We start from the raw sequence: 24,107 nt of genomic DNA on the forward strand, positions 1-24,107 counted from the left end.
ACCGTACTTCGCCGGCTGTGGGTTTGCTTAGCATCCGGCCCATAGTCAACACCCACGTCGGCGCACGCAAGAAGTCCGCCCCGGCCTTCGATGCCTTCGACCTGTCGGCCGGGGAGAACAACGAGTTCGGCACGGGCACCACCCAGTCCCGCCACTTCACGGCGTACGGTCTCAAGAACGACACAACAGGTGTCACCAACAAGCGACTTGGGAGCGACATCCCCCAGAAGCTCGACCTGATGAACCCGATGTACCACCTCGCGAAGAAGAACCCGGGCCGCGCCAAGCACTGGTGGATCCGCCTCGGCACCAAGGACAGCGACACCTCGCTCAACATCTCCGCCAACCTCGCCGCAGCGCTCGACAACCTGGGCGACAACGTCAGCCACCTGTACTACTGGGACGAGGGCCACGGCGCGAACATCGACGCCGCCGACTTCATCACGTGGATCGCCAAGGTGACGGGCCACAGGCCGAATTGACTTGTACTCCCTTCTGAACGAGCGGGACCGGCGTCAACGAGCGAACTTCTCGATCGCGGCCGGGGTGACCGGGGTGAAGAAGTTGACGAGGTTGCCGTCGGGGTCGCGGAAGAGCAGTGCGCGGTTGCCCCAGGGCATCGTGGTGGGCTCGTTGACGAAGTCGGAGACAAGGCCGGTCAGGTTCCCGTGCACGCGGTCCACGTCGTCGACGAGGAACTCGATGATCACGCTGTGGTTGTCCGCCGGGCGGGCGGAACCCGGAGCGAACAGCGGGACGGTGCGGGTGCCGGCGATCGCGAGGGTGGCGCTGGGGGTCTTGAGTTCGGCGAAGTCCTCGGTGGCCCAGGTCGCCGGCACCCCTGTGGCCTTCTCGTAGAACTCGACGAGGCGCGCGACGTTGCCGGTGATGATGCGGATCGAGACGAAGTCCATGGTGTTCTCCCAGGTTGGCGGAGCCGCTGTCCTTCGCAGGCTAGGGCTGATAGAGGACAGAATCGGCCCGGTATTCGCGCTAGGTTCTGAACCATGTCCCGACCTACCGTGCGCGTGCTGACTCTCCTGGAACTTCTGCAGTCGGGCGGCGTCCGAACGGTGGCTGAACTCGCCGACCGGCTCGGCGTCGACGGGCGGACCGTGCGGCGCTATGTGGACCAGTTGAACGACCTCGACGTGCCGGTGGAGGCGGTGCGGGGCCGCTACGGCGGGTATCGGCTCGCCCCCGGATACCGCCTGCCTCCGCTCATGCTCAGCGACGACGAGGCACTCGCCGTCCTGCTCGGACTGGTCGCCGGCCGCCGAGGCGGGCTGACGGCGGATACGGCGAGCGAGACGGCAGCGGCCAAGATCCGCAGGGTCCTGCCCGAGCGTTTGGCCCGCAGGCTCGACACGGTCCTGGAATCCCTCGCATTCACGGCTTCGCCCGGCCGGCGCGCAATCCCGGACGCCGAGGTCCTGCTCACCGTCGCCGATGCGGTACGCCACCGACGACCGCTCTCGATCAGATACACGGACCGCGACGGCCGACGCAGCGAACGCCCGCTGCACGCGTACGGGATCGTCGCTCATTCGGGCCGGTGGTACGTCACGGGCACGGACCCCGGGATCGGCGAGGACCGGACGTTCCGGCTCGATCGCATCGCGGCCGCGAGGACCCTTCCCGGCTTGTTCGAGGCCCCCGCCGGACTTGATCCGGCGCAGCGCGTGTTGTCAGGGTTCGCCACGGCTGGGTACCGGTACGCGGTGACGTTGCGGATCCACGGGACGGTCGATCAGATCCGCGCCCGCCTTCCGGCCAGCGTTGCGAACGTGGAGGAGACCGCGCCCACGGCACGCGTGGATCCGGGGACCGAGCGTTGGCTGCGAGTCGAGCTCCGGGCGGAATCGCTCGACTGGTTGCCGCCGGTACTCGCCTCACTTGACCGGCCGTTCGTCATCGAGCGCCCGGATGAACTTCGCAGCCTCGTCATCGCCCTCGCCGACCGCCTCGCGTCCTGTGCCCGTCAAGCCTGAGGCCAGGTACGAGCGCAAGTAGTTGCCGGTCAACCGACTGCGAGACGGGTTCGTTCACGACCGGTGAGCCGCCCTGGCCGCACCGCACGTCCGTTGATGGGCAAGGCAGTCGTGCAGATCTGTCTCGTGCCTATGGACGGCGGGCCGTTGCGCTCGCCCGCCTCCTGCCCCGCACACCCTCCGGCGCGCGGGCAGCCGCAGTGCGGCCCCTGTGTGGAGGGGCCGCAGCCGACAACGTCAGTTCTGGCTGATGGCGGGCGGGGCGGCGTTGACACCCCAGGTCGTGGGCTTGTCGGAAAGGTCGATCTTGATCGTGCCGGAGCGGAGCAGATCCTTGTGGGAAAGCCAGCTCTGGTGCAACGTGCCCTTGCCCGTGTTCACGGAGGACACGTACTGAAGCTTCGAAGCGTCGGCGCCCGGCGCCTCGATGCTGATCCTGCGTCCGTGTTCGGGCCGGATCTCGACCTTCTCGAACATGGGCGCGGTGACGATGTAGTTGGCGGAACCCGGCTGTGCCTCGAAGACGCCGGCCATGGCGAAGACGAGCAGCGACGAGGTGGCGCCGAGGTCGTCGTTGCCGGGCATGCCGTACACGTCGTCGGTGAAGAGCGTCCGCATCGCACGCAGCACCGCCGAGGTCTTCCACGGGGCACCGGTCCACGCGTACATCCACGGGGTGTGGAAGTCGGGCTCGTTGTTGGGGTTGAAGGCGAAGTTGTTGTGGTAGTCGTACGCGCCGGTCACCCACGACTCCGAAGCCGCCTTGGCCGGGTCACTGAGGACGGTCGGCATGTCGAAGAACTTGTCCAGCCGCTGCTCCGCAGCCGCCTGGCCGCCCATGAGACCGAAGAGGGTCTGCGGGTCCTGCTGGGCGAGCCACTGGTACTGCCACGCGGTGCCCTCGTGGAACGCCCCGGACTGGGTGGGGTCGGGGTCACCGGCGACCGTGCCGTCGGCGTTCTTCGTGACCGGGAAGCCGGAGAAGCCCTGTGAGGTGACGCCGGAGTCCCAGAGGTTCGTGAAGTTGTCGCAGCGCGAGGCGAGCGTCGCGGCCTTGTCCTTGTAGCCGAGGCCGCCCGCCATCGTGGACAGCGCGCAGTCGCCGAGTGCGTACTCGAGTGTGGCCGAGCCGGCCTGGCGGCTGTCGCCGTACGTGTAGCCGGGCAGGTTCTGATAGCCGACCCAGCCGTTCTTGACGTACGTAGGGTTGCCGTCACGGCCACGGAAGACCGACTGGTCCGAGGGGACCTCGTTGACGTTCTTCCAGAGTGCGTCGAAGAGCTGGTGCGAGGTGCGGCTGTCGAGCAGGCCGCGGTTGTAGATGTCGACGATCCACGGGGTGATGGGATCACCGCTCATCACGTTGGTCTCGCTGTTGCCGAGCCCCCAGCGCGGCAGCCAGCCACCGTCCTGGTAGATGTGCAGCACCGACTTGGCCATGTCCGCGGCCTTGTCCGGATGCAGCAGGGCCACCAGCTGGTTCTGCGAGCGGTAGGTGTCCCAGAGCGAGAACATCTGGTAGTACGTGGAATCCGCTCGGTGCACCTTGTCGTCGAAGCCCCGGTAGCGGTTGTCGACGTCGGAACCGATCGACGGGTGCAGCAGCGAGTGGTAGAGCGCGCTGTAGTACGTGCGCTGGTCGGCGGTGCTGCCGCCGGCCACGCGCATCCGGTTCAGCTCGCCGCGCCAGGCGTCGTGCGCGCCGGCTCGGGCCTTGTCGAACGACTTGGGCTGCTCGGCCGTGCGGTTGAGGCGCGCGCCGTCGATCGAGGTGTAGGACAGGCCCACCGACGTACCGACCTGGTGGCCCTGGGCCGGGTCGAACGACAGCCAGGCACCGGCGCGCTTGGTGCCGCGCGACGCCTCGCGCTGGTCCGGCGTGAGGGTGCCGTCGGTCCAGGTGCCGAACTTCGAGAACGTCCGGTCGAACTTGGCGCTGAAGTAGACCCGGTAGCGCTCCTTGCCGGTCTCGCCACAGAAGTTGCCGCCCTGGACCCAGCCTTCCACGGTGTCGTTGCCGACCACCTTGACGTCACCGGCGTAGGTGCTGCCGTTGCTCTGGCCGGCCTCGATGAGTACGTTCTCGGAGCCTGATCCGGCGGGGTAGGTGTAGCGGTGCTGGCCGGTCCGCTGCGTGGCGGAGAGCTCGGCCTTGATGCCGTTGTCGAACTTCACGCCGTAGTAGCCGGGCGCGCGGGTCTCGTTGTCATGGCTGAACTTCGCACCGTACTGCGCCGGGTCGGACGAGGTGACCGCACCAGTGGTCGGCATGAACCGGAAGTTGCCCATCGTCTGGCAGCCGACGCCCGAGAGGTGCGTGTGACTGAAGCCGAGGATGGTGTCCTGTGCGTAGTCGTAGGAGGCGTACTTGTTGAGCTGCGTGTCAGGACTCAGTTGCACCATGCCGAACGGAGCGGCCGCGCCCGGGAAGGTGGTCCCGTCGCCGTTGTTGCCGATCGACGTGTCGACCAGCGTGGTGGGGTCATCAGCGAACTTCGGCCCCCGCTCCTCGGCGTTCGCGACGCCGGAGGTGGCGGAAGCCGCGGCTATGGTGGTGCCGATCAACAAGGCGGTGAACACTCGTCTCAGCGCTCGCATCGTGATCCTCTCTTTCGACAACGTTGTCAAATCAGTGCCTGTCGATCTTTGCCTTTCCGGTGTCGTTCCGTCAATCCATCGTTCCCCGCGACTGGTTGGGTGTGAGAAGGGGCTCTTGCCGTTGCCTGCGTGGCCTCTTGCGGGCGTGCCGGTTCTGCGGGAGCGGTTCGGCTGAAACCCCCAGGGCGGCCTGATGCACCGTGCGGGAGTCTCTGCAGACCGGGGCAGGTCGAGGTGCTCCACGCCAACACCCCTCTCTTGGCCGCCAAGAGAGAGAACTCCTCCAAGAGGGAGGACTTCTCCTGCTCCCTCGCCGCGTCGCCCGAACGCGGGTCGCTCCGAGCCCATCGGCGAGGAGCGCGGCGTGCGGTCGCCCCGCGGTGCAGCGGATCGCGGCTCAGCACGCGTCGCATGGCCGCGGCCACGTGTAGCCGCGTCAGACATGAGAGCGGCCCGCCCCGGTTGGGGCGGGCCCCTGGTCGCGGTGTGGGTCAATGGTCGGCGCCTTCGGGCCGCAGCGCCCAGAACGGCCTTCCGGTCCGCTCCGCGTGCGCCATCAGATCCGCGGTCCCGCCGAACCCGCGCGCGGGCTTCCCGTCCCAGACCGCGAGCAGCTCGTCAGCGAGCCCGACAAGGATTTCGCCGCCCGCCCGGTGGGGTTCGCCGGTCGACTCGGTCGTGCCGGTCTCATGGACTTCGGCCGCGCGGGACATCGGCCGGTCGTACGCGTCGTGGTGCCACTTCTCGGGCGGGCCTGCCCGGTACGCGGTGGCCGGGATGACGACTTCCAGGCGGCCGCCGCGTTTGAGGACGTCTTCCGTGAACCAGGTGTCGGGGCAGTAGGCGATGCACGAGACGGCGACCAGCTCGGGCGCGTCGTAGCGGCTGACGGCCTCGCCGAGCAACGCCCGGACTACATGTTCCCCGTGCCGCGCCATACCCTCGCGGACCTGTATGCCTACCACTCGGTGCTCGTCCCGGACACCGAGACGGAGGCGCACCTGACGCAGATCGACGCGTGGCTCGGACAGGGCCGCCGACGCAAGAAGGGCGACGCCACCTGGTCGAAAGGCGACCTGCGCGTCACCGTCCACCACGCCGACGCGCTCCCGCAGGACGAGCGCGCCGACCGTGACATCCCGCCCGGCTTCCGCTCGGTCGACGCCGTGATCCCCAGCGACGAGATCGAGGTCTCGCGCACGGTGCGACAGCTTCCCTGGAGGTCCAACAGGGCTTGGAACTCCGTGGACCGGGCGCCGCGTGCTGGTGTCCGCTCGGTGGACGTGCCGGGCGGTCGGCTGGCTGGTGCCCTTTGTCGTTACCCGCAGGGTCCGTCAGTCCGGCGGCTCCATTGGGGGAGGCTGACCCGGCTTCGGCTCCTCAGGGCCGGGCTCATCCGGGCTGGGCGGTGCGGGCGGCTCAGGTGGCGGGACGGGTGAGCCGGGCGGTGCCGGGGGATCCGGTGTACTTGGCGGCTCGCCCGGTTTCGGCCCATCGGGCGGTTCGCCGGGGTCTGGGGGCTTCGGGCGTGGCGGGGGTTCGGGCGGCGGCACGGGGGTGACGTCGGGGTCGGTTGGTACAGGCACAGTTCCCATGATCATGGCTCCTGCCGGCCGAGGCTGGGTTCGAGTTTCCATGACGATCACTCTCGCGGCGCCGGCTCGCGCGACCTCGCGCACGCTCCGTCCAGGCCGACCCGGCCGCGGGCGATCAGCGCGAGCCGCTCGCCTCGGGCGCCGAACGCAGCAACGCACGCGCGCCCGATGCCACCGCTGGTGCCGGTGACCACCACCGTGCGGCAAGCGCCTGCGTGATGTGTCATACGGTGCGGGTTTCCCTGATCAACGCTGGCAAACGGCCGTGGGGACCGTGCCGTGGGGGTGAGCTGATCGTAGGGTCGAGAACAGGCAGGCGAGGCTCGAGCGAGGGAGGCAGCTGATGCCGGTCGTGACGCTGTTCCATGCTGATGGGCCTCCGCTCGTCATGTGCTACCGGCACCCGATCGCCTGGACCTCGGCGCTCGCCCAGCGCGGCCACCGCCGGGCGATGGCGCGCATCGACGGAGTGAGCGGCACGTGTGATGACGAGCTGCTGGATCACGTGCCCGTCCATAGTGAGGACTGTGACGGGGCCGGGGCGGTCGGAACGGCGAATCAGGCGTTGTTCTCCCCGCTCTGGTTCCACATGCGGGCCCTTGCCGGTGCGGCCGGGCTGCTGCGGACGCTGAAGAGGCGCGGCTGGACGATCATCCTCGCTTTCTCGGTCTCGGCGAGGGACCTTGCGGTGAGGTGGTGTGTCCTGGACGCGGATGACGTGATCGACGCCGGCACCAGAGCGGAGGGTGTGGACACGGGAAAGCCCGCCCCCGACCGCAGGCCTGTTGCTCCGAAGAAGGCGGGCGTGGGGCCGGCCCAAGCGCCGGCCGCCGGCTACAACCCCACAGGGCGTGCAGGCTGCGGCCCGGGCCAAGGTGCCGTTTGTAGTGGTGCCGTTCCGCGGACTCGGCGAGCGGGCCCTGCGCGCGGCCGGCGCCTGGAAGGCCACGTCGGTGTTGCCGGACACCTCGACTGTGTCTACGGCGGTGCGCTCGCGGACCCTGCCCGCCACGCACCCGAATTCGTTTGGCCGCACTGCCGTGGGTGAGATGTTCGGCGCCGGCTACACGGTCTCTGTCGAGTTCTACGATCTGCTCCAGGGTGAAACCGACCGCCGCTTGGCAAAACGGCGCTTCGCCCAGGCGGCCGGCCGCGCCCGGCACGGGATCCTTGATGTCGGTGCGGGTACCGGGATCGTCACCGAGACCTTGCTGACCGCGTCCGCCGCGCCGATCCACGCTGTCGAGCCGGCGGCCCCGATGCGCGCGGCCCTGTTGTCCCGCCTGGCTGGTCTGGGTGCTGACCAGCGTGCCCGCGTCACCCTTCATCCCGAGTCCATCGAGAGAGCGGGACTCGAGGATGTTGCAGACCTGGCCGTCGCCTCCAACATCATCGCCTGCCTCGACCCCGCCACCCGACGCTCCACCTGGGAGGCCGTCAGCCGCGCGCTCCTGCCCGACGGGCTACTGCTCTTCGACCCTCCGCCCACCGAACTGCCGACCGGGCGCGAGAAGGTGGGACGGCTCGGGCCGGTCCGGGTAGGCCCGGACATCTACGGCGCGGACATCACCCGAGAACCCGATGCGGGGTTCGTGCGGATGGTCTTCACCTATCACGTCGAACGAGACGGACGGGTGTTGCGCCAGCAGCGGGAGACATTCGAGGTGTGGCCGGCCAGCGCTGCGGAGATCGGCGCAGAACTCGAGGCACAGGGCCTTCAACTCGTGCAGGCCCCCCACGCCGATCTTCTGGCCGCGCGCCGCCCCGCACGTTGAGGGAGACGTGCGGGCCGGCGCCAGGCGCACCCGGACCTGTTGCGCGCTGTACTTGGCTCGTCGGCCGCGTCCGATGGGCGCCGCGCGCTGGCAGAGTTGCCTGATCAGGCAAGGCCGGCCCACCGAGGCCGTCGCGTCCCTCCCGTTGGCATCCGCTTGACGCGAAGCGGGGGAGGCTCGGAGCCGCCGCACCGAACCCGAAACCGACCCGTTCGGCCGATGGCCGGCTCGCAACGTGACCACGGTGAAGGCAATCCGGAGCTGAGCATCGGAGTCGGCGAACAGTGCCAACTCGGGTGCTCAGCCGCAGGAGCGCTGTAGTTGGCCCGTGAGCGTTGCATTTGGCCTGGGCAAGCACTCCAGGCGGCCAGCAGGGTAGTGATCTTGGTGCCGTCTGGCAGTGAGCTGCGGGCGGTGCCCCTCGCCCCGATTGAAAGGGAAGCGCGTGATCCGCGTTCTGATCGTTGATGACCAGAGCCTCATCCGTTCCGGCCTGCGCTCGGCGCTGGAGGCTGCGGACGGAATCGAGGTCGTTGGTGAAGCCGCTGACGGTTTTCAGGCCGTCAGTGCCACCAGGGAGTACCGTCCCGATGTCGTCATCATGGACCTGTACTTGCCCCACGGCGGAGGGGTGGAAGCCACGGTCCAGCTGGTGCGGATGGAGGAGTCTCCTCGGGTACTGGCACTGACCCGCTTCAGCATCGACGACATCGTCCTCCAGGCGCTCAACGCCGGAGCTGGGGGCTTCCTTGAGAAGGACCACATTGCCGGGGAGCTGGCTGCCGCGGTGCGGACCTTGGCGGCCGGCGGACTCGTTCTCTCGCCCGAGATCATGAAGAAGCTGGTCAGTCAGGCGCCGACGCGTGGTTCCGGCTTCCTGGGGGAGAAGATCCGCACCCTCACCGACTCCGAGCGCAATGTCCTGGCCCTCATCGGTGCAGGGCACCCCAACCAGAGCATCGCTGAGACTCTTCACCTGTCCCTGGCCAGCGTGAAGACGCATGTCTCCCGGATGCTCGCCCGGCTCGGCCTCGAAAACCGGACCCAGGCCGCAATCCTCGCCCATGAGGCCGATCTGGTCGGTGCCTGACGCGTTCGGTGCCACGCGAACTGAGCGCTGTACTTGGGCATGCGGGCCAAGTACAGCGCTCCTTACCGTGTCAGCGGGTTGATTCCGGTCCTTCGTACGATCGGGAGACCCAGGGGTCGGGGTGTGGCTTTACAGCGCGCATGCCGTGGTTGTGGCGAGCGTTGCCGCCTCACTCACGGTGATCTCACCCGGCGCCACGGGCCGCGAGTACGCGGTATCGGCTTCCAGTCGGCCGTCGGCCGTCGGCCGTCGGCCGCAGAGCAGTCGGTCACGTGCGGGGTCGGCCGGTGATGCCGTCCAAGACGGTGGTCAGGTTGTGGTGGAAGGTTTCCTCGGCATTGAGGTGGGCGCCGTCGATGACGAGCCGGGCGATGGTGGGGTACCTGCCGGTTTCCAACATGCGTGTGAGGTAGGGGCCGAGGCCGGCCTGAAAGGTGGCTTCATCGGTGCCGGTGGAACGCGCGGTGCGCCGCTCGGTGACCTCTCTGCGGACCGCTCCGATGACGAAGGCGTTGAGGGCGCCCAAAGCCCGCTGGAGCCCGTCGATGCCGCGCACGCCGGGGGCCTGGCTCAGCGCCGCCGCGGTCGCTTCGCCCACGGCGAGCGCGTGAGGTCCCAGGTGCGGCCTTCCGCCGAGCAGGTCGGAGAACCACTCATGATCAAGGGCGGCATCGCGGGTCGCGTGGGCGACGGCCAGTACCGTGGCGCGCCACGCGGATTGCTGAATGACCTCGGCGATCCGGGCATAGACGACGTCGACCATCAGATCGAGCAGTTCGGATCTGTTGATCACGTAGTCGTAGAGCCGCATCGGGCCGACGCCGAGTTCTTTGGCGATCTTGCGAACCGACAGGCCGTCGAGGCCGTGCGCGTCGGCAAGCCGGATCGCCGCGGTGGCGATCTTCTCGCGGCTCAACGGCACCGGCGCCGCCCGCGGCTGAGGTTCGGGCCGTTCCCAGATGGGCAACGCTTCGCTACCGTACGGTGTATCCATACGGACAGCGTACGGTAATGATGGAGTGAGCATGCGAATTGCGATCGCCGGAGGCGGCCTTGGCGGGCTGACACTGGCACGGATCCTGCATCAGCACGGCATCGATGCGGTGGTGTACGAGCGCGAGGCAAGCCGATCCGCGCGGCCGCAGGGCGGCTCGCTCGACCTGCACCCGGAGTCCGGGCAACAGGCCCTGGCCGAGGCGGGTCTCGCCGGCCGGTTCCGGTCGGAGGCGCGGCCCGAGGGCGAGGAACATCGCATCGTCGACCCGACCGGACGAACCCTGGTACACCATGAGCCGCAACCTGGCTCATTCTCCGGACGTCCCGAGATCGACCGGAGCGTACTGCGTGATCTTCTGCTCGATTCCCTCCCCGCCGACACGGTTGTGTGGCGGCACCGGCTTGTCGCGGCGAACCCGCGACCTGACGGGGGCTGGGAACTGACGTTCCATGGCGGCCACCGAACCGGCTGCGACGTCCTCATCGGCGCGGACGGCGCGCGCTCGATCGTCCGGTCGCTGCTGACCGACGTCCAATTGTCCTATGTGGCCACCCTCGTAGAGCTGAGCATCGAAGACGTCGACCGGCGCCATCCGGATCTCGCCGAGCTGGTCGGCCCCGGGAACCTGTGGTGCGTCGGCGTGAACCAGATCCTGGCAGCGCAGCGCCTCAGCGACGGCAGCCTACGTGTCGGGATCTCGCTGCGCGCAGACGATCGCCCCATCGACACATACCGCAGTAAGCGCGCTCTGCTGGACGTGTTCGGTGGCTGGGACCCACGCCTCACCGCTCTCATCGAGTCCGGGGACAGCGCGCCGCTGCCGCGCCTGATCGAAGCGATGCCCATCGGTACGTGCTGGTCCGGCCGGCCGGGCGTCACTCTCATCGGCGACGCCGCGCACCTCATGCCGCCGGTCGGCGAGGGCGCCAACCAGGCCATGCTCGACGCCGCCGAACTCGCCGGCCGACTCGCCGCCGACCCCGCCGACCCGGACTCGGCGATCCGGACGTACGAGGAGGTGATGTTCACCAGGATTCACCCGATCGCCGAGATGTCCGCACGAGTCCAGGCGATGATGCTGTCCCCAACCGCGGCGGAAGACATCACCCGCTTCTTCACGGCCCGGCCCGCCGAACCGGCACCCGCAGACTGAGAACGCCTGTGCAGTCCATCGAGGCCGAAACGCGCGAACCCTGGCCTCTCCGGACACCCGCAACTGTTCAGATCGCCGCCCCGGATCGGGCGGCCCCGACCCTGGATGATCAGATACCCGCTCACCGGCAAATCCGGACGCTGTCGCGGCAGCTTGCCGTCACTTCGCGTAGTCGCTGGACCCTTATGGCCGCTCCTGCGCTCCTCTAGATGTCGATCGCGTAGATATCGACAGCGACTGCGTACTTCCTGGACTACGCCGCTCTGCCCTCTTGGCCGTACGCCGGCAGCACGTTGAGAGGCTGTGCCATATCCCGTGATTGGTGACATTCTGTGAGGCCTGGGTTCGTGCAACGTGCCTCAGCAGGGTGGCGCGTCGAACAGAGGAGCGCTGCGCATGAGTTATCGCCTGAAGTCGATCACCCGCGACGAACATCTGGCTTTCGTCGCAGCCCAGCCGTCAGTGAGTCACATGCAGGTTCCGGCCTGGGCGGATGTGAAGCCGGACTGGCGGGGGGAGAGCCTGGGCTGGTTCGACGAAGGCGGCAATCTCGTTGGTGCCGGGCTGGCGCTGCTTCGTCCGTTGCCGAAGTTGAAGAAGTACTTCGCCTATCTCCCTGAGGGCCCTGTCATCGACTGGACGGCGACGGGCCTGGACCAGTGGCTTCGGCCGATGCTCGCGTACTTGAAAGCACAGGGCGTCTTCTCCGTGAAGATGGGGCCGCCCGTGGTGCAACGCCGCTGGAGCGCCGAGGCGGTCAAGGCTGCGATCGCTGACCCGCAGGCCACAAAGTTGGGGGATGCGCAGGCCACCATGCGCGAGCCGGAGGCCTTCGAGCTGGCCGACCGGCTGCGCCGCATGGGCTGGCAGCAGACGGAGTCCGGCGGTGAGGACGGCTTCGCCGCAGGCCAGCCGCGCTACGTGTTCCAAGTTCCTTTCAAGGGACGGCCGCTGGAAGAAATCCAGCGCGATCTCAACCAGCAGTGGCGACGCAACATCAAAAAGGCAGAGAAGGCCGGTGTCAAAGTGGTCCAGGGCGACTACGACGACCTGCCCGCCTTCCACGCAATCTACGTCGAGACCGCCGAACGGGACCAGTTCATCCCGCGCCCCCTGGCCTACTTCCAGCGCATGTGGACCGCGCTGCAGGCCGAGGACGACAACCGCATGCGCCTCTACCTCGCCCACCACGAGGGAGAGGTACTCGCGGCCGCCACGATGCTGACCGTCGGTGAGCACGTCTGGTACTCGTACGGGGCCTCCACCAGCCGTAAACGTGAGGTCCAGCCCAACAACGCCATCCAGTGGCGAATGATGTCCGATGCCTACGAACTCGGCGCCGGCATCTACGACTTCCGTGGCATCACCGACACGCTGGAGGAGGACAACCACCTCCTCGGCCTACTCCGGTTCAAGGTCGGCAGCGGCGGACAGGCCGTTGAATACCTTGGGGAATGGGACTTCCCACTCAACAAGGTTCTGCACAAGGCATTCAACCTCTACATGTCCCGCCGCTGACATCGGCCCGCGCCGCACGCCGCCCCCGGACCCCTGGCCCCAATTGGCTCCAGGTGGTTCCGAGTTCAACTCCGGCCCGAAGTAGCCCCGTCTCCGACCTGCAGGGCGAGGCCGGCTCGCTCTGCACCTCGAACGCGTCCGTCGGAGCCGACGCGAGCCGGACGAGCGGGGCCAGATCAGAGGGGGATCTTGCGCTTCTGGCCGTGGGTCTCGTCACGGGTCTGGTCGTGCGTGGGTCGGGTGGTGGCCTGCCGGGGCAGTGATCTGCGGGTGCCGGCCTGTGGGCGCGCTGAGGAGATACGGGTGTGGCGGCGTACTCCGACGTGGTGTCGGGGCGCGCCGCCACGAGGTGGTGTGGGCTTTGCGGGTGGTGGCCCGCGTGGTCATGCGGGCTACTTCGGGTCGTCGTTGAACTTTGCTTTGGACCAGTAGTAGCCGAGGACGGTGAGGCCGAGGCTCCAGGCGATGGTGAGCCAGCCGTTGTTGCCGATCTCGCTGCCGAGGAGGAGGCCGCGGAGGGTTTCGATGGCGGGGGTGAAGGGCTGGTATTGGGCGATGGGCTGGAACCAGCCGGGCATGGTGTCGGTGGGGATGAAGGCGCTGGACAGGAGGGGCAGCAGGATCAGGGGCATGGCGTTGTTGCTGGCAGCTTCGGCGTTGGGGCTGATCAGTCCCATACCGACCGCGATCCAGGTGAGCGCCGTCGCGAACAGCACGAGAAGCCCGAACGCGGCCAGCCATTCCAGGGCGGTGGCGTTGGTGGACCGGAACCCGATCGCCACGGCGACGGCTCCGACGAGCACCACGCTCGCGATGCACTGCAGCACGCTGCCGATGACGTGTCCGATGAGGACGGAGCCGCGGTGGATGGCCATGGTGCGGAAGCGGGCGATGATGCCTTCGGTCATGTCGTTGGAGACGGACACCGCGGTGCCGATGGTGGTGGAGCCGATCGTCATCAGGAGCAGGCCGGGGACGATGTAGGCGATGTAGACGGAGCGGTCGGCGCCGCTGCCGCCGAGGCCGGCGCTCATGACGTCGCCGAAGATGTAGACGAAGAGGAGGAGCAGCATGATCGGGGTGAGCAGCAGGTTCAGGGTGAGGGAGGGGTAGCGGCGGGCGTGCAGGAGGTTGCGGCGCAGCATGGTGGACGAGTCGCGCACGGCGAGGGACAGGGAGCTCATCGGGCTTCCTCCTTGGACTGGTTGGGCTGGTTGGGCTGGTTGGGGATGCCGGCGCCGCCCGTGAGGGCGAAGAACACGTCGTCGAGGTCGGGGGTGTGCACGGTCAGCTCGTCCGCCTCGATGCCGGCCGAGTCCAGCCGGTCGAGGATGGAGCGCAGCTCGCGCTGGCTGCCGGCGCTGGGGATCTGCAGGGCGAGGGCCTCGTCGTCGCGGTGGGCTTCGTTCAGGGAGAGGGCGGCGTTCTGGTAGGCGTCGGGGTCGGTGAAGCGGAGCCGGATGTGTCCGCCGGGGATGAGCCGCTTGAGTTCCTCGGCGCTGCCCTCGGCGGCGATCTTGCCGTCGTTGAGGACGGCGATACGGTCGGCGAGCTCGTCGGCTTCGTCGAGGTACTGGGTGGTGAGGAAGACGGTGACGCCGTCGGTGACGAGTTCGCGGATGATGCCCCACATGTTGTGGCGGGCGCGGGGGTCGAGGCCGGTGGTCGGCTCGTCGAGGAAGATGATCCGCGGGTTGCCGACCAGCGTCATGGCGATGTCGAGGCGGCGCTTCATGCCGCCCGAGTAGGTGGAGGCGGGCTTCTTCGCGGCGTCAACGAGGTCGAACCGCTCCAGCAACTCGGCGGCGACGCGCCGTCCTTCGGACTTGGGCAGGTGGTGCAGGTCCGCCATGAGGAGCATGTTCTCCTCGCCGGTGATGAGGCCGTCGACGGCGGAGAACTGCCCGGTCACCCCGATCGCGGCGCGCACGGCCTGCGCCTTGGTCGCGAGGTCGTGCCCGCCGACGCGGATCTCGCCACAGGCGGGATCGGGGGAGAGGAGAGTGGAAAGGATCTTGACCGCGGTGGTCTTGCCGGCGCCGTTCGGCCCGAGCAGGGCGAACACCGTTCCCTCGGGGACGGCGAGGTCGATGCCGTCGAGGACGGTCTTGTCGCCGTAGGACTTGCGCAGCCCGTTCGCCGCGATGGCCAAAGTACTCATGAAAGGCGCTCCTTCGAGACCTGTGGGTGGGTCAGAGGCTGCGGGCGGTGATGTCGCCGTAGGAGGTGGTGGCGTGGATGTTCAGCCCGGCGTCGGTGCCTTCGGTGTTCTTCAGGGTGTTGTGGATGCGGCCGTAAGTGGTGCCGGCGTCGAGGGTGGCGGAGGTGCCGCGGGCGGCGCCGATGGTGATGTCACCGGACTCGGTGCGCAGTTCGACCGTCCCGCTCGTGGCCTCGGCGATGTTCAGGTCGCCCTTTTGCGTGCTGATCTGCGCGGGGCCGTTCAGGCGGCCGACGAAGACGTCACCGGCCTGAAGGGTGAGGCGGGCGCTCGCGGTCTCGTCGAGCTTGACCACGCCCTGCGCGCCCTCGAAGGTGACGTCGCCGAGACGTCCCACACCCCGCAGTTCGGCGGCGGCGGCCTTCGCCTCGACGCGGGAGCCGGCGGGCAACTGAACGGTCACTTCGACGGAGCCGGAGTTGCCCAGGATCCGGTTCTTCGCGGCGGCGGCCTCGATGCGCAGAACGCCGTCGGCGTAGGTGACCGTGGTCTGCTCGGCGGCCTTGAGGTCGCGGCTCTTGGACTGGTCGGCGGGCAGGATCTCGACGCATGTGTCGGTGCGGTCGGCGGCGATGAACCGGATGCGGCCCGCGGGGATGTCCAGGACGGCGGTGACGGGGGAGGGGGTGTCGAACTTCTGCATGGTGTGCTCCTTGAATCCGTTGTTTCTGATGGGCGAAACGCTACGTTGCATTCAAGGATCGAGCAACAGTCTTGTTGCGCAAGAACCCTATAAGTGCAGGTAGTTGCAGGGATTTCATTGCAATGGTCTGGGCTCTAATGCAACAGGTCTCGCCCCCGGTCGTTGCAATGAATTGAGAGTGAACGCTATAGTCGACCCGCCGGACCTCAAAACACGGACACCTGACGCCAGACGCCGGAGACCGTGCACGGGCGCTGGACACGAGCCCGGCCGCCGGGCACGGACGCCGGCCGCCGCGCGCGGGTGCCGGGGGCCGGTGCAGGGCCGCCAAGGAGAAGGAGAACGTAATGCCGGGAGGCAGACTCACCCAGCGGGAACGCCAGCAGATCGCGTTGGGGCTGGCCGATGGCCTCGCCTATGCCGAGATCGCCAGAAACCTGGAGCGGCCGACGTCGACGATCACGCGTGAGGTGATGCGCAACGGTGGCCCGACCGCTTACCGTGCGGACCTCGCGCACCGGGCTACGGAACAGCGCTCCCGCCGCAAACAGGCCACGCCCCGGGACGCGGAGACGCCCGCGCAGGCTTACGGGCGTGACGCCCAGGCGGTGCTTGCGTATGAGGAGACGTTCACGACCGTCCTCATACAGTCGGGCACGCCGAAGATGATGGCGCGGGTGATGTCCTGCCTCACCCTCACCGACACGGGCAGTCTCACAGCCGCCGAACTCGTCCAGCGTCTGCAGGTCAGCCCCGCGTCGATCTCGAAGGCGGTCGCGTTCTTGGAGAGTCAGGGCATGGTCCGCCGGGAGCGCGACGAGCGCCGCCGTGAGCGCTATGTCGTGGACAACGACATCATGTACCAGTCGATGATGGCGTCCGCCCGTTCCACCGCCCACATGGTTGATATTGCGCGACAGGGTGTCGGTGTTCTCGGGTCAGGCACTCCGGCGGCGACCCGGCTGGAGAACATCGCCCGTTTCCTCGATTTCGTCTCCGAAAGCATGGCGCGCGCGGCGGAACAGGCCCGCGACATCCTCCATACCCAACCCGAACCGCCGAAGGACAGCACCACCTGACTTGCCCTCAGCCCTCAGCCGGACCCATGCGGCGGGCCGCTTCGGATCAGGGCTTTGGCGGGCGAACCGGCACCGTTGTCATGGATTCAGGTCTCCATCAGTGGTAGACCGGGGAGCACCTTCTCGATGGTGATGGGGAAGTCGCGTACGCGCACGCCGGTGGCGTTGAACACCGCGTTCGCGATCGACGCACCGGCCCCGCAGATGCCCAGCTCGCCGACGCCCTTCGCGCCCAGGACATTGGCCTTGTCGTCGTACCCGTCAAGGATGACCGCTTCGACATCGGGGATGTCGGCGTGGACCGGCACCAGGTATTGCGCGAAGTCCCGGTTGACGAAGGCGCCGGTTCGCAGGTCGACCACGGCCTCTTCTTCGAGGGCCGCGCCGGCTCCCCAGATCATGCCGCCGATCAGCTGCGAGCGAGCCGTCTTCGCGTTGAGCACGCGGCCCACCGAGAACACGCCGAGCATCCGCCGCAGCCGGATCTCGGCGGTGTCCGCGTCGACCCCCACTTCAGCGAAATGGGCCCCGTAGGTGTTGATCGAGTAGTCCGTGTAGTTCGGATCGTCGCCCATGAAGCGGGTACCGCCCTCCGCCTCGAACCCTTCCGGGTGGCTGCGGGCGACGATCTCGCTCAGCGCCTCGGACGCTCTGCCGACCACCACGTTGCCATCCGAGAACACGGCGTCTTCCGGGTCCAGGCCGTGCAGCGGCGAGCGGGTGTCTCCGCGCGCCGCGGCCAGGAGTTGCTCGCGCAGGGTCATACACGCACCATGCACCGCATTGCACGAGCTGGCGGCGCCCCAAGAGCCGCCGGACCCCCAGCTGGTGGGAAACTCGGAACGCCCGAGCTCGATCCGCACCCGATCGGGCGGCAGTCCGAGCCCCTCGGCCGCGACCTGGGTCAGAACGGTGTACGTGCCCGTGCCGAGGTCGGTCATGTCCGTCTGGACGACGGCGGTGCCGTCGGCCTCCAACCGCACACGCACCGCTGTCGGCCCCTGGAAGTGCCCACGGATGGCGGCCGACATGCCGTAGCCGACCAGCCAGCGCCCGTCGCGCACGCTCGCCGGGGTGCCGGGGCGGTGCTCCCAGCCGAACCGGCGCGCGCCTTCGCGCAGGCAGTCGACCAGGTGCCGGTCGCTGTACGGCACGTCTCGCTCGGGATCGACGGTGGGCTCGTTGAGGATCCGCAGTTCGACGGGGTCCATCCCGATCGCATGGGCCAGCTCGTCCATCGCCGACTCGACCGCCAGCATGCCCGGCGCCTCGCCCGGTGCGCGTACGTCCGTCCCGGGCGGCAGATCGAGCGGCGCCAGGCGGTGGCTGGTCAACCGGTGGGGCGCGGCGTAGAGGCTGCGGGTCGTGGCGGCGGTCTGCTCGGCGTACTCCACGTCGGGGTTGGTGTGCATGGTGACGTCATGGGCGATCGCGCTCAGCCGTCCGTCCTGCTCCGCGCCCAGTCGAACCCGCTGGCTGGTTGTGGGACGGTTGCCGACGAGCTGGAAGATCTGCTGCCTGGTCATCGCGACCTTGACCGGTTGGCGCAACTCGCGAGCGGCGAGCGCCGCCAGGATCGTCTCGGAATGGATGCCCAGCTTGGAGCCGAATCCCCCGCCGACGAAGGGGGTGACGATGTGGACCCGCTCCGGGTCGAGCCGAAGCGTGGCGGCAACCGAGGCCCGCGCCGCGTCGACGATCTGGCAGCTGACGTAGACGGTCAGCTCCTCGTCGCGCGGTTCCACCAGACACGCGTGCGGTTCCATCGGCATCGAGAGCTCGTACGGCGTTGTGTACAGCTGGTCGACCTTCACCGCCGCGCTGTCGAACCCGGCATCGAAGTCGCCGACCGCAGTGTCGGTGGGGAGACCGGCGTTGACCACTTTCGGGATGTACACCTCGTCTTCCTGCTCGGCGAAGTTGAAACGTCCCCGCCCGCCGGTGTACTCGACTTCGACCAGATCGGCGGCCGCTCGGGCCTGCTCGAGGGTCGTGGCGACGGCAAGTGCCACCGGCTCGCCGTAATAGTGGACGTCGGGGCCCGTCAGCACTGGCTGGGCGCGCCAGTATTCGAACGGAATGGACTCATCACGGACACCCTGCGCGGGGGCATTGTGATGGGTCATCACCATCTTTACGCCAGGTGCGCGTTCGGCGTTCTCGGTGTCGATCCTGGTGATGCGGCCTTTGCCGATCGTCGCGCCGACGATGAACCCGTAGAGAGGTTGGCCGGCCCCCCACTGCTCGTAGGCGTAGGTGGCCTGGCCGGCGACCTTCAACGGGCCGTCGACGCGGTTCAGAGCTTGCCCGATCATCTCGTCTCCTCAGCTCGCCTGAGCCGCTTGCGCCAGAGTGCGGCACAGCGTGCGCTTGGCCAGCTCGATCTTGAAGTCGTTGTGCCCCTGCCCCACGGCGTCGCGCATCGCGGCCTCGGCGGCGGCGCGATAGGTGACCATCGTGGCGGGACGGCCGGTCAGCGCGGCCTCCGCCTCACCGGACCGCCAGGGCTTGTGCGCCACACCGCCGAAAGCCACCCGGGCGTCACTGATCGTTCCCTGGTCGGTCGCGACGACAGCCGCCACGGAGACCAGCGCGAACTCGTACGAAGCCCGGTCTCGGACCTTGCGGTAGATCTGCCGGCCGGCCGGGGGCGGGGGCAGGAGGACGCTCGTGATCATCTCGCCCGGACGCAGCACGGTCTCGATGTGCGGCGTGTCGCCCGGCAGCCGGTAGAAGTCTGCGATGGCGACGCGGCGTACCGACCCGTCGGCGTCCAGCCGCTCGATCTCCGCCTCCAGCGCGGTCATCGCGACGGCCATGTCCGAGGGGTGGGTGGCGATGCAGGAGTCGCTGGCGCCGAGGAGGGCGTGAATCCGGTTGAACCCGCCGATCGCCGAGCACCCGGAACCGGGATCTCGCTTGTTGCAGCCCGCAGCCGTGTCGTAGTAGTACGGGCAGCGAGTGCGCTGCAACAGATTTCCCCCGGTGGACGCCTTGTTGCGCAGCTGGCCCGAGGCACCTGCGACCAGCGCTTCCGACAGCACCGGGTAGCGCGTACGCACTCGGGCATCGGCGGCCACATCGGAGTTCGCCGCCTGGGCGCCGATGCGCAGCCCGCCGTCCGGGAGCTCCTCGATGTCCCGCAACGGAAGCCGGCTGATGTCGACCAGATGGCTGGGCTTCTCGATGTCGAGCTTCATCAGGTCGAGCAGATTGGTGCCGCCGCTGATGAACTTCGCGCCGTTTCTGGACACCGCAGCGACGGCGGCCCGCGCGTCCGTCGCCCGCTCGTACGTGAAGGACCTCATTCCAAGCCTCCCACCGCGATGCCACGGATGGCCGCGACGATGTTCGGATAGGCGGCGCACCGACAGATGTTGCCGCTCATCCGCTCGCGGATCTCCTCATCGGTCAACGCGATCCGCGGCGAGGCCACGTCAGCGGTGGCGTGGCTGGGCCAGCCCGCCTCCACCTCGGCGAGCATGCCGACGGCCGAACAGATCTGACCAGGAGTGCAGTAGCCGCATTGGAAGCCGTCACGCTCGACGAAGGCGCGTTGCATGGGGTGCAGACCATCGGGAACGCCCAGGCCTTCGATCGTCACGATCTCGTCGTCCTCATGCATCACGGCGAGCGTCAAACAGGAGTTGACGCGTCGGCCGTTGATCAGCACCGTGCAGGCGCCGCACTGCCCGTGATCACACCCCTTCTTGGTACCGCTCAGGCGCAGGTGCTCGCGCAGCGCGTCGAGCAGCGAGGTCCGTGGATCCACCTCAAGCCGTCGCACCTGATCGTTGACGTTCAACTCGATCGCCGAGAGCTGCGCCATCTCGCCCTGGCTCCGCCCCGCGGCGCCCGTATCCGCATCGCTCACCACGGCCCGCCTTCCTTGCTGGGTGTGGGTGTCACCCTGGACATGCGTCGCCACTGTGGGGCGCGCTCCACCTCAAGGTCTCGCAAAAACCGATGCACCGCTCGCCGGAACGCGCTCATCCGCGCCCGTCTCACTCGGCCGGGCGCTTCTGCGCGGCAGCCCGGCGCGCATCCCACGCAGCCCCGAGAACCGGCGCCGGGTGACCGGCGCGGTCTGTCCCCGCTGATCGGCGGGCATTGACCTCTGCGACGTTGAACGACTTCTGCTGACCGAGGCTGCGGAGCCGCCGCTGCCGCCCCCAGACATTGAGGCCCGAGAGCGGGTGTGGGACATGGCGGTCCGGGCGGGGCTCAACTCCTCCTCGGCGGGGAGTAGTTCGGGAATGGCTGGTCCGTGCTTCAGCGGGATCTAGTGAGGATCCCCGGGCCTTCAGGCCCGGGAGGAATCACTTCTCGAAGTAGGGGTGACCTGCGCGTAAGTACGGGTCTGCATTGTTGTCAGTGCCTCCGCATAGGGTTCCGGTATGAAGATCGTGGTGCAGGTGAAGCTGATGCCGGAGGCCGAACAGGCCGCCGCGCTGCGCTCCACGCTGCGCACGGTCAACGATCTGGCGTGCTGGGTGTCCCAGGTGGCGTTCGCTCGCGGCGTGCCGCGTGAGTATGAGCTGCGTAAGCACACGTATCCGCACCTCAAGGCGCAGGGGCTCGGGGCGCAGGCCGCGCAGCATGTGATCAAGAAGGTGCGTGACGCGTACACCACGCTGCACGCCAACCTGCGCGCCGGAAATCTCGGCAAGCCGAAGTCGAGGCGCCGGGTCAGGGCGGAGTCCAAGCCGATCGCGTTCCGCGCCGAGGCCGCGCAGCCGTATGACGAGCGGTGTCTGAGCTGGCAGTACGACCAGCAGACCGTGTCCATCTGGACCACGTCCGGGCGGCTCAAGAACGTCCGCTTCGTCGGCTACTGCGACGCGCTCAAGACGCTCCAGCAGTACCGGAAGGGCGAATCTGACCTCATCGAGCGCGACGGCGTGTTCTACCTCGTCGCCACGTGCGAGGTGCCCGAGGCCGAGCGGTACGAGCCGGACGGCTTCATCGGCGTGGACCTCGGCATCGTCAACATCGCTACTACGTCCACCGGCTACCAGGCCGCCGGGCGCGGCCTGAACCGGTACCGCAAGCGCCAGCTTGACCTGCGGCGGAAGTTGCAGAAGAAGCGCACCAAGTCCGCCAAGCGGCGGCTCAAGGCGCGTGCCCGCAAGGAAGCACGGCATGCCGCGAACACCAACCACATCATCTCCAAGACGATCGTGACCGAGGCTGAACGCACCGGGCGCGGCTTGTCCCTCGAAGAACTCAAGGGCATCCGCACTCGGGTACGGCTCCGCAAGCCCCAACGGGTCGCACTCCACTCCTGGGCGTTTTCCCAGCTCGGAGACTTCATCGTCTACAAGGCCAAGCGGGCGGGCGTGCCCCTGGTCTACGTCGATCCCGCCTACACGTCGCAGATGTGCTCGCAGTGCCGGTACATCGACAAGCGCAACCGTGTGGACCAGGGGCTTTTCATCTGCCGGGGGTGCGGGGTCGTTGCCCACGCCGACCGGAATGCTTCCCACAACATCGCCGCACGTGGCGCTGCTGTGTGGACTGCGGGGCGTGAGTCACGCGTCCCTGCCACCCCATAGCGGGTGTCTGGACGGAGGAGCCAACCCAGCAGCCAGTTGGGAACTACCTCCAAGCCCGGTCCTTCAGGACTTTGTTGGCGGATTCGGTAACTGCTCTTGGCGATCTTGTTCGGTCGGGCAGTCTGGTGGTTCGGTTCCATCGTGCGGGGAGGCAAGGAGGGGCTGCGATGTCGCTGCGCCCTGTGTCTGCTCTGTCCGTCCCGGAGGCCACCACGCGGGTGGCTCGCGCCGCATTCCGTAAAGGCTGCCTGGCCATGCGGATCCGGGATGAACTCGGTCCGCTGTTCGAGGATGAGCAGTTCGCCCGGGCATTTCCGCGCCGGGGTGGTCCGGCGTGGTCGCCGGGCCAGTTAGCGATGGTCAGCGTGCTGCAGTTCGCGGAGGGCTTGACGGACCGGCAGGCTGCCGACGCGGTGCGCGGGCGGATCGACGTCAAGTACGCGCTCGGCCTGGAGCTGGACGATCCCGGGTTCGACTTCTCCGTGCTCAGCGAGTTCCGGGACCGGCTGATCGCGCACGGCCTGGAGGAACTGGTCCTTGACCGGCTGCTGGAACGAGTGAGTGAGCTGGGGCTGCTGCGGGCGGGAGGCCGCCAACGCACCGACTCCACGCACGTGCTGGCCCAGGTGCGGACGCTGAACCGGATGGAGTTCGTCGGCGAGACGCTGCGCGCCGCGCTGGAGACACTGGCCGTCGCGGCGCCCGGCTGGCTGCGGCAGACCGCCGCGGCGAAGTGGTTCGAACGCTACGGCAAGCGCATCGATTCGTTCCGCTTTCCCAAAGGAGCCGACGCCCGGCAGCAGTGGGCGCTGACCGTGGGAGAGGACGGATTCGCGCTGCTCGAGGCCCTCTACGCACCCGGCGCATCGGTCTGGTTGCGGGAGATCGAGGCGGTGCAGGTCCTGCGGATTGCGTGGGTGCAGCAATATCACCGTGATGAGAAGGGGGTGCGCTGGCGGGAGGGCAAAGATCTCCCGCCTGGCAGATTGAGGCTGTCCAGCCCCTACGACACCGACGCCCGCTACAGCGTCAAGCGCGGCGCGGGCTGGGACGGCTACAAGGTCCACTTCACCGAGACCTGCGAACCGGACGCCCCGCACCTGATCACGAACGTGGTCACCACCGACGCCACCGTCCCCGACGCTCAGATCACCGAGCCCGTCCACCACGCTCTGGCCGTACGCGGCCTGCTGCCGGCCCTCCACCTGGTCGACTCCGGCTACACCTCCGCCGCACTGCTGGTCGCCGCCGCCGGGCAGAACATCGAACTGATGGGACCGGTCTTCGCCGACACCACCGCCCAAGGCCGCGCCGGACAGGGCCTGGGACAGGACGCCTTCACCATCGACTGGCCGGCCCGCACCGTCACCTGTCCCCGCGGCCGGCGCAGTGCCAGCTGGTCTGAGCAGCGTAAACCCACCGGCACCGAGATCATCCGGGTCCACTTCGCCAAGACGGACTGCGACGCCTGCCCGGTCCGCGCCCAGTGCACCAGCGCCACCAACCCCAAGCACGGGCGCAGCCTCACCCTGCTCACCCAGCCCCAGCAGCAAGCCCTCGACCAGCGCCGACGCGAGCAGGAGACCGATGAGTGGAAGGCCGCCTACGGCACCCGCGCAGGTGTCGAAGGCACCATCTCCCAGGCCGTCCGGGTGACACGCACACGCACCACCCCCTACCGCGGGCTGGACAAGACCCACCTCGGTCACGTCCTGACCGCCGCCGCACTCAACCTCCACCGACTCAACACCTGGTGGAGCGGGATCCCCATCGGCACCACCCACATCAGCCGGTTCGCCCGCCTCGGCTTGGAACTGGCCGCCTGAACACACCGAATCCGCCAACAAAGTCCTTCAGGGCCGCGTCAAGTTGACCGCTGTGTGCCGGTGGGT

20 protein-coding genes and 1 pseudogene are annotated in these 24,107 nt (G+C 68.2%); 10 read left to right on the top strand and 11 right to left on the bottom strand.

The features are described from left to right. Nucleotides 1-50: 50 nt before the first annotated feature. Nucleotides 51-482: pseudogene (locus OG758_RS44790) on the top strand (prolyl oligopeptidase family serine peptidase); the annotation flags it as partial. 33 nt (nucleotides 483-515) lie between these two features. Here the strand turns inward: OG758_RS44790 and OG758_RS44795 are convergent. Beyond that, nucleotides 516-914 (bottom strand): VOC family protein, encoded by a 399-nt coding sequence (locus tag OG758_RS44795; RefSeq protein ID WP_326715171.1) that lies wholly within the window; start codon nucleotides 912-914, stop codon nucleotides 516-518. A gap of 93 nt (nucleotides 915-1,007) precedes the next feature. On the opposite strand from OG758_RS44795, the gene OG758_RS44800 reads away from it, so the two are divergent. After that, entirely contained in the window at nucleotides 1,008-1,991 is a 984-nt protein-coding gene (locus OG758_RS44800; protein WP_326715172.1) for a helix-turn-helix transcriptional regulator, read from the top strand. A gap of 237 nt (nucleotides 1,992-2,228) precedes the next feature. Here the strand turns inward: OG758_RS44800 and OG758_RS44805 are convergent, their stop codons facing one another. Beyond that, nucleotides 2,229-4,589, bottom strand: coding sequence for a GH92 family glycosyl hydrolase (locus OG758_RS44805; RefSeq protein ID WP_326715173.1), 2,361 nt, complete (start codon nucleotides 4,587-4,589; stop codon nucleotides 2,229-2,231). Between the two features lie 491 nt (nucleotides 4,590-5,080). Further along, nucleotides 5,081-5,527, bottom strand: a complete 447-nt coding sequence (locus tag OG758_RS44810; protein WP_326715174.1) for a hypothetical protein — start codon at nucleotides 5,525-5,527, stop codon at nucleotides 5,081-5,083. Between OG758_RS44810 and OG758_RS44815 the strand changes: the two genes are divergently transcribed. Next, nucleotides 5,516-6,028: a hypothetical protein gene (locus OG758_RS44815; protein WP_326715175.1), complete on the top strand. Its 513-nt coding sequence runs from the start codon at nucleotides 5,516-5,518 to the stop codon at nucleotides 6,026-6,028. The genes OG758_RS44810 and OG758_RS44815 overlap by 12 nt on opposite strands. A gap of 203 nt (nucleotides 6,029-6,231) precedes the next feature. Here the strand turns inward: OG758_RS44815 and OG758_RS44820 are convergent, their stop codons facing one another. Further along, on the bottom strand, nucleotides 6,232-6,411 hold the full coding sequence (locus OG758_RS44820; RefSeq protein WP_326715176.1) for a hypothetical protein: 180 nt from the start codon (nucleotides 6,409-6,411) through the stop codon (nucleotides 6,232-6,234). A 624-nt stretch (nucleotides 6,412-7,035) separates the two neighbouring features. On the opposite strand from OG758_RS44820, the gene OG758_RS44825 reads away from it, so the two are divergent. After that, nucleotides 7,036-7,959: a class I SAM-dependent methyltransferase gene (locus tag OG758_RS44825; RefSeq protein ID WP_326715177.1), complete on the top strand. Its 924-nt coding sequence runs from the start codon at nucleotides 7,036-7,038 to the stop codon at nucleotides 7,957-7,959. A gap of 445 nt (nucleotides 7,960-8,404) precedes the next feature. Continuing rightward, a complete protein-coding gene (locus OG758_RS44830; protein ID WP_326715178.1) occupies nucleotides 8,405-9,049 on the top strand; it encodes a response regulator transcription factor in 645 nt (214 codons plus the stop codon). Nucleotides 9,050-9,317: 268 nt separating this feature from the next. On the opposite strand, the gene OG758_RS44835 is transcribed toward OG758_RS44830, so the two are convergent. Continuing rightward, nucleotides 9,318-10,043, bottom strand: a complete 726-nt coding sequence (locus OG758_RS44835; RefSeq protein ID WP_326715179.1) for a TetR/AcrR family transcriptional regulator — start codon at nucleotides 10,041-10,043, stop codon at nucleotides 9,318-9,320. On the opposite strand from OG758_RS44835, the gene OG758_RS44840 reads away from it, so the two are divergent. Then, nucleotides 10,009-11,199: an FAD-dependent oxidoreductase gene (locus tag OG758_RS44840; RefSeq protein WP_326715180.1), complete on the top strand. Its 1,191-nt coding sequence runs from the start codon at nucleotides 10,009-10,011 to the stop codon at nucleotides 11,197-11,199. The two genes, OG758_RS44835 and OG758_RS44840, sit on opposite strands and share 35 nt — an antisense overlap. A 396-nt stretch (nucleotides 11,200-11,595) precedes the next feature. Continuing rightward, complete coding sequence (locus OG758_RS44845) at nucleotides 11,596-12,717, top strand: lipid II:glycine glycyltransferase FemX (protein ID WP_326715181.1); 1,122 nt, start codon at nucleotides 11,596-11,598, stop codon at nucleotides 12,715-12,717. A gap of 392 nt (nucleotides 12,718-13,109) precedes the next feature. Here OG758_RS44845 and OG758_RS44850 read toward each other — a convergent pair whose 3' ends face one another. From OG758_RS44850 to OG758_RS44860, 3 genes are read right to left on the bottom strand one after another with little or no spacing between them, the layout of a single operon-like run. Next, nucleotides 13,110-13,901: an ABC transporter permease gene (locus OG758_RS44850; protein WP_326715182.1), complete on the bottom strand. Its 792-nt coding sequence runs from the start codon at nucleotides 13,899-13,901 to the stop codon at nucleotides 13,110-13,112. Then, nucleotides 13,898-14,878 (bottom strand): ATP-binding cassette domain-containing protein, encoded by a 981-nt coding sequence (locus OG758_RS44855; RefSeq protein ID WP_326715183.1) that lies wholly within the window; start codon nucleotides 14,876-14,878, stop codon nucleotides 13,898-13,900. Before OG758_RS44855 ends, OG758_RS44850 begins: the two co-directional genes overlap by 4 nt. Before the next feature lie 31 nt (nucleotides 14,879-14,909). Then, nucleotides 14,910-15,581 carry a DUF4097 family beta strand repeat-containing protein gene (locus tag OG758_RS44860; protein WP_326715184.1) on the bottom strand — a complete coding sequence of 224 codons (672 nt, stop codon included), beginning with the start codon at nucleotides 15,579-15,581 and terminating at the stop codon, nucleotides 14,910-14,912. A gap of 347 nt (nucleotides 15,582-15,928) precedes the next feature. Here OG758_RS44860 and OG758_RS44865 point away from each other — a divergent pair, with 347 nt between their 5' ends. Then, the gene (locus OG758_RS44865; protein WP_326715185.1) at nucleotides 15,929-16,660 is read left to right on the top strand and encodes a helix-turn-helix domain-containing protein; all 732 of its coding nucleotides are present in this window, start codon (nucleotides 15,929-15,931) and stop codon (nucleotides 16,658-16,660) included. An 86-nt stretch (nucleotides 16,661-16,746) separates the two neighbouring features. Here OG758_RS44865 and OG758_RS44870 read toward each other — a convergent pair whose 3' ends face one another. The 3 genes from OG758_RS44870 to OG758_RS44880 are packed head-to-tail and all read right to left on the bottom strand — an operon-like array spanning nucleotide 16,747 to nucleotide 20,534. After that, a complete protein-coding gene (locus OG758_RS44870) occupies nucleotides 16,747-18,975 on the bottom strand; it encodes a xanthine dehydrogenase family protein molybdopterin-binding subunit (RefSeq protein WP_326715186.1) in 2,229 nt (742 codons plus the stop codon). 9 nt (nucleotides 18,976-18,984) lie between these two features. Further along, nucleotides 18,985-19,968 (bottom strand): FAD binding domain-containing protein, encoded by a 984-nt coding sequence (locus tag OG758_RS44875; RefSeq protein ID WP_326715187.1) that lies wholly within the window; start codon nucleotides 19,966-19,968, stop codon nucleotides 18,985-18,987. Then, entirely contained in the window at nucleotides 19,965-20,534 is a 570-nt protein-coding gene (locus OG758_RS44880) for a 2Fe-2S iron-sulfur cluster-binding protein (RefSeq protein ID WP_399687320.1), read from the bottom strand. The genes OG758_RS44875 and OG758_RS44880 overlap by 4 nt, the downstream gene beginning before the upstream one ends. A 523-nt stretch (nucleotides 20,535-21,057) precedes the next feature. Here OG758_RS44880 and OG758_RS44885 point away from each other — a divergent pair. Next, complete coding sequence (locus OG758_RS44885; RefSeq protein WP_326715188.1) at nucleotides 21,058-22,215, top strand: RNA-guided endonuclease InsQ/TnpB family protein; 1,158 nt, start codon at nucleotides 21,058-21,060, stop codon at nucleotides 22,213-22,215. Nucleotides 22,216-22,382: 167 nt separating this feature from the next. Further along, the gene (locus tag OG758_RS44890) at nucleotides 22,383-24,041 is read left to right on the top strand and encodes an IS1182 family transposase (protein ID WP_326715189.1); all 1,659 of its coding nucleotides are present in this window, start codon (nucleotides 22,383-22,385) and stop codon (nucleotides 24,039-24,041) included. The last annotated feature ends 66 nt before the right edge of the window (nucleotides 24,042-24,107 follow it).

Source organism: Streptomyces sp. NBC_01474, assembly GCF_035918215.1.
Lineage (GTDB): Bacteria > Actinomycetota > Actinomycetes > Streptomycetales > Streptomycetaceae > Streptomyces > Streptomyces aureus.